Below are 7,520 nucleotides of genomic sequence, written 5' to 3'. Positions count from 1 at the left end.
GAGGGTGGCCGGGTGATCGTGGGCTTCGACGCGCGCTACAACTCCGAGGTGTTCGCCTCCGACACCGCGGAGATCCTCGCCGGCGCGGGCCTGCAGCCGCTGCTGTGCTCGCGTCCGCTGCCCACCCCGGTCGTCGCGTTCGGCATCCGGCACTTCCAGTGCGTGGCCGGGGTCGTGGTGACCGCGTCCCACAACCCGCCACAGGACAACGGCTACAAGGTGTACCTCGGCGACGGCTCCCAGATCATCCCGCCGACCGACGCGGAGATCGCCGCCCGGATCGCCGGGGTCGCCGCCTCCCCGCTCGCCGACATCGCCCGCAGCGACGACTACCCGCTGGTCGGAGACGAGCTCGTGGACGCCTACGTCGCTCGCGCCGCCACGCTGGTGCCGCCCGCCGCCCCCAGGGACCTGGCCTGGGTCTACACCGCCATGCACGGCGTCGGCGCCGCGGTGGTCGATCGGGTCGTCGAGGCGGCCGGCTTCGGCCAACCGCACCGGGTCGCCGCCCAGATCGAGCCCGACCCGGCGTTCCCCACGGTCCCGTTCCCCAACCCCGAGGAGCCGGGCGCGATCGACCTCGCGCTGGCACTGGCCCGCGAGGTCGGCGCGGACGTGGCGATCGCCAACGACCCGGACGCGGACCGTTGCGCCGCGGCAGCCGTGGTCGGCGGGGCCTGGCGGATGCTCACCGGCGACGAACTCGGCGCGCTGCTGGCCGACGACCTGCTGCGCCGCGGCGTGAGCGGAACCTACGCCTGCTCCGTGGTGTCCAGCACCCTGCTGGGCACGATGGCCGCCGCCCACGGCCAGCCCTTCACCACGACCCTGACCGGATTCAAGTGGATCGGTCGGGTGCCCGGCCTCGCGTTCGGCTACGAGGAGGCGATCGGCTACTGCACGGACGCGTCCGCGGTGCCGGACAAGGACGGCATCACCACCCTGGTGCGCATCCTCACCCTCGTCGCAGGGCTGAAGGCGGAGGGCACGACCGTCTCCGACCGGCTGGACGAGATCGCCCGCACCTACGGGGTCCACCTCACCTCGCAGCTGTCGTTCCGGGTCGCCGACCTGTCGCTGATCACGGACGCGATGGCCCGGGTGCGCGCCACGCCTCCGTCCGAACTGGCCGCGGAGGCGGTGACGTCCACCGACCTCGCCGACGGCGGGGTGGATCTGCCGCCCACCGACGGCATGCTGTTCGAGGGCCGCTCGGTGCGCGTGGTGGTGCGCCCGTCGGGCACCGAGCCGAAGCTGAAGTGCTACCTGCAGGTGCGCCTTCCCGCCGGCGGCGACCTGGCGTCCGACCGGACCGTGGCCGCGGCGCTGATGGTGGCCGCGCGGGCCGACATGACCGCGGCGCTGGAGCTGTGACAGCGCCGACGCCACGCCTGGTGCTGATCGCGGGGGCGTCCGGCAGCGGCAAGTCACGGCTCGCGCACCTGGCCGGATGCCCGTCGCTGCGCCTCGACGACTTCTACTTCGACGCCGACCACCCCGACCTGCCCCGCACGGAGTTCGGCATCCCGGACTGGGACGATCCGCGCTGCTGGGACGCCGACGGCGCGGTCGCGGCCCTGCGCGAACTGCTGGCCACCGGAGCGGCGGTGGTGCCGGCCTACTCGATCTCGGAGAGCCGCAGGACGGGCACGCACGAGGTCCACCTCGACGGCGCCGACCGGGTCAGCGCCGAGGGCATCTTCGCGATCGAGTTCCTCGCCACCTGCCGTGCGGGCGGGCTGGCCGCGGAGGCGATCTACCTCGACCGCCCCGGCTTCGTCGTGTTCGTGCTCCGGCTGCGCCGCGACCTGGCGAAGAAGCGCAAGCCGCCGTTGATCCTGCTGCGTCGCGGCGTCGCGCTCTGGCGTGCCCAGCCCGCGCTGAAGCGGAGGGCGCTCACCGCCGGCTTCACCCCGATGAGCATGCGGGCGGCCCTGGCCCGACTGGGCTGAGGGTCCGGTGGCCACCGGCCACCGGTGCGCGTCGGCGCCCCGCGTCCGCTCGGCAGCGGCGTGCCCTGTGAGACGGATGTGAACAGGATGTGGCCCCGAACGACCGCGTTCCACATCTGAGGAACGAACCCGTACCATGAGTCCGTGACCCCTGAGTTCGTACTCTTGGCCCTCGTTGTCATCACGGCGCTGGCCTTCGACTTCACCAACGGGTTCCACGACACGGCGAACGCCATGGCCACATCCATCGCGACGAAGGCGCTGACGCCGAAGGCGGCCGTCACCCTCTCCGCGGTCCTCAACCTCGTCGGCGCCTTCCTGTCCGTGGAGGTCGCCATCACCGTGACCAACGCGGTGATCCGGATCCAGAACGCCGACGGCAGCCCCAAGCCGGAGTTGATGGCCGATCAGGGCCACGGTCTGCTGCTGATCCTGATGGCCGGCCTCGCGGGCGCCATCATCTGGAACATCCTGACCTGGCTGTGGGGGTTGCCCTCGAGCTCCTCGCACGCCCTGTTCGGTGGCCTGATCGGCGCGACCGTCGCGTCGATGGGCTGGGGCGGCGTCAAGTGGGTGGGCGACGGCACCCAGCTCGACGGCGTCGTGGGCAAGGTGATCCTGCCCGCCCTGCTCTCCCCCGCGATCGCGATCCTGGTCGCCATGGTCGGCACCAGGCTGGTGTTCAAGATCACCGAGGGGGTCGCGGAGCGCTACCAGGAGACCAGCTTCCGCTGGGGCCAGATCGGCACCGCGTCGCTGCTCTCGCTGTCCCACGGCACCAACGACGCCCAGAAGACGATGGGCGTCGTCACCCTCGCACTGATCGCCTCCGGCTACTGGACCGACACCACCGAGATCCCGATCTGGGTGAAGTTCGCCTGTGCTTTCGCGATCGCCTCCGGCACCTACATCGGCGGCTGGCGGATCATCCGGACGATGGGGAAGGGCCTGGTGGAGATTTCCTCACCGCAGGGCATGGCGGCGGAGAGTTCCTCGGCCGCGGTCATCCTGACCTCGTCGCAGCTGGGCTTCGCCCTGTCCACCACCCACGTCTGCACCGGCTCCATCCTGGGCTCGGGACTGGGCCGGAAGGGCGCCACCGTCCGTTGGGGCGTGGCCGGGCGGATGGGTCTGGCCTGGCTGACCACCCTCCCGCTGGCCGGGCTGGTCGGTGCGGGGATGTGGTTCGTCGGGCACCTGATCGGCGGTCCCGCCGGCGCCTTCGTGGTGTTCGGGATCATGGCGCTCGCCGCGCTCTACATGTGGTGGCAGTCGCGGGCGAACCGGATCAGCCACCACAACGTCAACGACGAGTGGGTCGACGAGAAGGATTCCTCCGACATCGACGTCCCGGTCTCGGGAGGGGTGCACTGATGGGCCAGCTCTGGGCAGCACTGGACGGGGCCTGGCGGGTCCTCCTGGTCGGGATGATCCTCGGCGCCGGGCTCCCCGCGCTGTTCGCCTTCGGCGTCCGGGCACTCGCCTGGGGCACCGGTGGCGAGGCCGAGGTGATGACCGACGGTGTCGCGCTGAAGCCGCACCCGGTGGGACGCGCGATCGCCTACACGATCTTCGCCGTGGTGATCCTCGCCGTCCTCACCGGCATCGGGTACATCGTGGCGCACGGCCTCGGCTGGACGATCACGTTCGACGGCGCCCTGCCGGTCCTCACCAGGAAGTGACGGGCGCTCCGCCCACGATCACGACCAGCTGACCGCCGCGGGCTGGGCCGCGGCCCTCTGCATGTCGTGACCGATCCGGTGCAGGAAGCTGCGCGCCCGCTCGCCCACCTGGGCGCGGATCAACGAGTCCGGCAACGGCTGGACGGAGACCCTGGCACCGACGCCCGCCAGCACGAGCGGCAGCGTGAAGCCCACCGACGACGGGAAGCTGGCCAACTGCTCGGCCACCGGCCCCCTGCGCAGCTCGATCTCCAGGGGCACCCGCGGGCGGACGATCCGCAGCCCGGTTCGCCGGGACAGCTCCCGCAGTTTCTCCGGCTGCTCGCGGCGGTGGGCGAAGTAGCGTCCCGCCGCTCCGGTGCGCTCGGCGAGCCGCGCGACGGCGTCCAGGTACCCCTCGACCTCGACCACGCCGGTCTCCACCAGCGAGGACCCGATCACGTCCGTCCCCCGCAACACCCGCGGCGGACCGAACCGGCGCCGCGTCCAGTCGTAGCCGTGCTGCTGGACCCGGCTGCCCGGCACGGACGTGACCGACATCACCGTGAACAGTCGCAGCCGGGGACGGGAGAAGTAGGTACGGGCGTACCGGGCCAGCGGCGCCCGCACCACGCCCAGGCCGCCGTGCCACCGCCGCAGGGGCTCCCCGTGGACGAGCTGGGTGGCGAACTCAAGGGTCGCCGTGCCGTCGTCGACCACCACGACCTCGTCCGCCCGCGAGAACGGGAGCAGCGACTGGATCATCCCCGAGAACGGGTCGCCGACCACCAGTCGGGACGCCCCGGCGACCTCGGCCCGCAGCTCCGCGACGGTCCGAAGGGCCGCGCGCGCGGAGCGGCGCGGGGAGTGCCAGCTCAGTTCGATGTCCTCCTCGGCGGCGAAGTCGGACATCGCCTCGAGCTGGGCGACCGTGGTCGGATCCGGGGGGGCGAGGACGGCCAGCCTGGTCCGGGTGGCCGCCTGCTCGGCATGGCACCACTCGAGCACGTGCAGGAACTGGGCCGGACTCTCGACCAGCGCCAGCGTGTTCATGCGTGACCCCTCCGTGGGGCGCTGCTCATGCCACCCCGGCCTCGGCGACGGCACCGGCGACCCGGCGCAGCTTCTTCATCGGGCCCAGTTCACCGTCGTAGACCTGCTTGACCCCGTCGCCGAGGGCGGTCTCGATCACCCGGATGTCCCGGACCAGCCGGCGCATGCCCTCCGGCTCGACGGACGCGGCCTGGTCGGACCCCCACATCGATCGGTCGAGGGTGATGTGGCGTTCCACCATGCAGGCGCCCAGTGCCACCGCGCACAGCGTCGACTGCAGGCCGACCTCGTGCCCGGAATAGCCGATCGGGACGTTCGGGTACTCGGCCTCCAGCGTGTTCACCATCCGCAGGTTGAGCTGCTCCGGCGGGCACGGGTAGGTGCTGGTGGCGTGCAGGAGGACGATGTTGCGGCTGCCGAGGACCTCGACCGCGTGCCGGATCTGTTCGGGCGTGGACATGCCGGTGGACAGGATCACGGTCTGGCCCGTGGCCCGCAGCGCCCGCAGCAGGACGTCGTCGGTCAGGCTGGCCGAGGCCACCTTGTAGGCCGGCGGGTTGTAGCCGCCGAGGAAGTCGACGCTCTCCACGTCCCAGGGCGAGGCGAACCAGGCGATGCCCGCCTCGCGGCAGTAGTCGTCGATCTGCCGGTACTCGTCGGCGCCGAACTCGACCCTGCGGCGGTACTCGATGTAGGGCATCCTGCCCCAGGGGGTGTCCCGCTCGAGATCCCACTGGTCCCTGGGCGTGCACACCTCCGGCGTCCTCTTCTGGAACTTGACCGCGTCCATGCCGGCGGTTCTGGCCGCCTCGATCAGGGCGAGCGCCGTGCGCAGGTCGCCGTTGTGGTTGATGCCGATCTCGCCGATCACGTACACGGGCTGGCCGGGCCCGACCAGCCGGTCTCCGATCCGGCGCAGCCGCGGGTTGAACGTCATGACAGGTCCTTTCCGAGGATCCACGAGGCGATCTCGCGGACGGCTCCGTGCCCTCCCGGCACGGTGGTGACGCTGCGGGCGGCCGCCCGCACCGATGCGTGGGCGGAGGCGACAGCCACCGGCCAGCCGACCTGCGCGAAGCACGGCAGGTCGTTGATGTCGTTGCCGAGGTAGAGGACGCGGGACGCGGCGAGCCCGCGCTCGTCGAGCCATGCCGCGAGTTCCTCGCCCTTCTCCGGGATGCCGTGGCGGCACTCCACGCCGAGCTTCGCCGCCCGGGCCGCGACCACGGGGTTCACCTCGGTGGAGAGGATCAGCACCGGCAGGCCGGCCCTGCGCATCGCGGCGACGCCCATACCGTCGCCGCGATGCACAGCGACCCGTTCGGTCCCGTCCGCGGCGACCCAGGCGCGGTCGTCGGTCTGGGTGCCGTCGAAGTCGAGGACGACCGCATCGATCTCCCCCGGCCCGGGCCGGGTGGTCGCGTCCAGGACGGTGGCAAGGACGCGGGCCCGGTCGAGGTCGCCCGGTTCGTCGATCTCCAGGGCCCGGCCGGCATCGGTGGGGACGGCGACGGTGCGTCCGAAGAACCGGCGGCGCCGCTCGCCGAAGCCGGCCGCGCGCATCGCGTAGGCGGCGCCGGTCTCCAGCCACTCTGGCTCGCGGTCCTGGCGACGCTGGCGGCCACCGGCGTCGTGGTTGACGCCGGTCGCCGCGTCCGCGTCGCGCCACACGAAGCCGTGGAAGCGGGCGGCCGTGAATGCCGTGTCCGCGCCTTCGTCGGCGACCGCTGCCACGACCGCGTCCAGTTCGGCCGCGGTGAGGAAAGGGCTGGTGCACTGCACGAGCACGACGACGTCCAGGTCGTCGGTGCGGCCGCCGTAGAGCGCCTCGACGGCGTGGAGGACGGCCGACTCGCTGGAGGCGGTGTCCCCGGCCAGGTCGGCCGGACGCTCCACGACGAGGGCTCCGGCGGTGGTGGCCGCCGCGGCGATCGCCGGATCGTCGGTGGAGACGGCCACGGCGCTGATCCGTCCCGCCGCCCGCGCGGCGCGGACCGCGCGCACCACCAGCGGGACGCCGCCGACGCGGGCGAGGTTCTTTCCCGGGACGCCCTTGGAGCCGCCCCGGGCAGGGATGACGGCGAGGACCTCTCCGGTTCCCGGCGTCCGCCGCCGGCCTGCCGTGCTCGTCGTGCTCGTCGTGCTCACAGGTTCACGCTAGGCAGGCCGGGAGCCCGCCAGCCCACGTCGAGTTCACGAGTCCGTGAACGACCGGGGAACAGTCGTCGGCCCAGGGACGCACCGATCAGTGCTGTTCCGAGCGAGGACGTGCTCTGGCGACAACTCAGCGGGAGCCCGGGGTCGGCCGCCGGAGGTGGTCGGCGCTTCCCTATCCGCGGGTCAGGAGCAGCACCAGGAGGGCGGCGGCAAGGGTCACCAGGGCGATGACGGCCAGGACCAGCCACAGGGCCTGACGCCGTCGCGAGGCGGCGATCCGGCGTGCCTGCACGGCCCCGTCCTCGTGCCGGCGTGGCGACTCCGCCCAGGCCGTGCCGACCGCGTCGACGCCGCCAGGACGCGGTGCTGCGGGCGGCGGCAGGCGGGCGGCGTAGCGTTCCCGGCCCGCCGTGGGGACGCGGGCTTCCGCCGCCGTCGGCAGCGGCAGCTCTGCCGCAGGTTCGAGGGCAGCCGGGGCGGGACCTCCGGCAACCCCGGCGGACGCGATCTGCCCCGCCCTGAGGGTCGGCTCGGCTGCGGTCCCGACGTCGGGGGCCCAGGGACGCGAGGGTTCCGGCGACGGCGGCGGGTCCGCCGGGGTGAGCCGTCCGCGGTCGGCGGCGATCCGGGTCTCGCCCTGGTCCTGCGCGGCGTCCGGTTCGGCCGCGACGGCGGGAGCCTCGGCGCGCGTCCGCGG

7 protein-coding genes and 1 pseudogene are annotated in these 7,520 nt (G+C 72.9%); 4 read left to right on the top strand and 4 right to left on the bottom strand.

What is annotated here, in order from left to right; translation table 11 throughout:
• From QM633_RS12985 to QM633_RS12970, 4 genes are all read left to right on the top strand, one after another.
• Positions 1-1,374 (top strand): phospho-sugar mutase (locus tag QM633_RS12985; protein ID WP_415154185.1); only part of this gene is annotated, 1,374 nt, incomplete at its 5' end.
• On the top strand, positions 1,371-1,952 hold the full coding sequence (locus QM633_RS12980; RefSeq protein ID WP_415154184.1) for a uridine kinase family protein: 582 nt from the start codon (positions 1,371-1,373) through the stop codon (positions 1,950-1,952). The genes QM633_RS12985 and QM633_RS12980, both read left to right, overlap by 4 nt.
• A 144-nt stretch (positions 1,953-2,096) precedes the next feature.
• Positions 2,097-3,326 carry an inorganic phosphate transporter gene (locus QM633_RS12975; protein ID WP_415154182.1) on the top strand — a complete coding sequence of 410 codons (1,230 nt, stop codon included), beginning with the start codon at positions 2,097-2,099 and terminating at the stop codon, positions 3,324-3,326.
• A complete protein-coding gene (locus QM633_RS12970) occupies positions 3,326-3,634 on the top strand; it encodes a hypothetical protein (RefSeq protein WP_415154180.1) in 309 nt (102 codons plus the stop codon). Before QM633_RS12975 ends, QM633_RS12970 begins: the two co-directional genes overlap by 1 nt.
• A gap of 18 nt (positions 3,635-3,652) precedes the next feature.
• On the opposite strand, the gene QM633_RS12965 is transcribed toward QM633_RS12970, so the two are convergent.
• From QM633_RS12965 to QM633_RS12950, 4 genes and pseudogenes are all read right to left on the bottom strand, one after another.
• Complete coding sequence (locus QM633_RS12965; protein WP_415154179.1) at positions 3,653-4,666, bottom strand: hypothetical protein; 1,014 nt, start codon at positions 4,664-4,666, stop codon at positions 3,653-3,655.
• 25 nt (positions 4,667-4,691) lie between these two features.
• Positions 4,692-5,603 carry an N-acetylneuraminate synthase family protein gene (locus QM633_RS12960; RefSeq protein WP_415154178.1) on the bottom strand — a complete coding sequence of 304 codons (912 nt, stop codon included), beginning with the start codon at positions 5,601-5,603 and terminating at the stop codon, positions 4,692-4,694.
• Complete coding sequence (locus QM633_RS12955) at positions 5,600-6,814, bottom strand: cytidylyltransferase domain-containing protein (RefSeq protein ID WP_415154177.1); 1,215 nt, start codon at positions 6,812-6,814, stop codon at positions 5,600-5,602. The genes QM633_RS12960 and QM633_RS12955 overlap by 4 nt, the downstream gene beginning before the upstream one ends.
• 181 nt (positions 6,815-6,995) lie before the next feature.
• Positions 6,996-7,520, bottom strand: a pseudogene (locus QM633_RS12950) (hypothetical protein); the annotation flags it as partial.

This window comes from Propionicimonas sp. (assembly GCF_047606205.1).
In the GTDB taxonomy this organism is placed as follows: Bacteria; Actinomycetota; Actinomycetes; order Propionibacteriales; family Propionibacteriaceae; genus Propionicimonas.
Note: the sequence above shows the minus strand (reverse complement) of the source record. Positions and strands in the feature narration are given on the sequence as shown.

What these genes read in the sequence shown, in the direction of transcription:
- QM633_RS12970 (WP_415154180.1), top strand. Translation starts at nt 3,326, where the DNA reads ATGGGCCAGCTCTGGGCAGCACTGGACGGGGCCTGGCGGGTCCTCCTG.
- QM633_RS12965 (WP_415154179.1), bottom strand. Translation starts at nt 4,666, where the DNA reads ATGAACACGCTGGCGCTGGTCGAGAGTCCGGCCCAGTTCCTGCACGTG.
- QM633_RS12960 (WP_415154178.1), bottom strand. Translation starts at nt 5,603, where the DNA reads ATGACGTTCAACCCGCGGCTGCGCCGGATCGGAGACCGGCTGGTCGGG.